The organism is Scandinavium tedordense (assembly GCF_024764965.1).
GTDB lineage: Bacteria > Pseudomonadota > Gammaproteobacteria > Enterobacterales > Enterobacteriaceae > Scandinavium > Scandinavium tedordense.
Genome location: NZ_JALIGG010000023.1, coordinates 1 through 464 on the forward strand (window position 1 = coordinate 1; position 464 = coordinate 464).

The 464-nt window shown below is 69.6% G+C and carries 1 protein-coding gene; it reads left to right on the plus strand.

The window, feature by feature from the left end; translation table 11 throughout:
• Window positions 1-464, plus strand: a 464-nt coding sequence (locus MUU46_RS00110; protein WP_258964446.1) for a PAS-domain containing protein, incomplete at both ends; no start/stop codon positions are given.

Genomic DNA, 464 nt, shown 5'->3' on the forward strand with positions numbered 1-464 from the left:
GCCGAGACCGCCCACCAGCATCTGCTCGACGCCATCGAAAGCATCTCCGACGCCTTCGTCCTGTTCGATCCGCAGCAGCGCATCGTGTTGTTCAACGAGCGCTTCCGCGCGCTGTGGATCGACAGCCGGGCGCGGATCGGTCCTGGCATGCGCCGCGCCGAACTGCACCGGCTGGCGCGCAGCGGCGGGCTGATCGTCGAGGAACAGCGCGGCGGCGACCAGCAGACCCTGTATCGCCTGCGCGACGAGCGCTGGCTGCGGATGAGCGAACGGCCGACCCGCGACGGCGGGCTGGCGGTACTCTACAGCGACGTCACCGAGATCAAGCTCAGCGAGACCGCGCGCCGCGAGCAGGCGCTGGCGCAGAAGTCGCACCTGTTGCAGCGGGCGGTGGACAACCTCTCCCAGGGCGTGGCGATGGTCGGTGCCGACGGCGTGCTGGAGTTGTGGAACCGGCGCTTCCT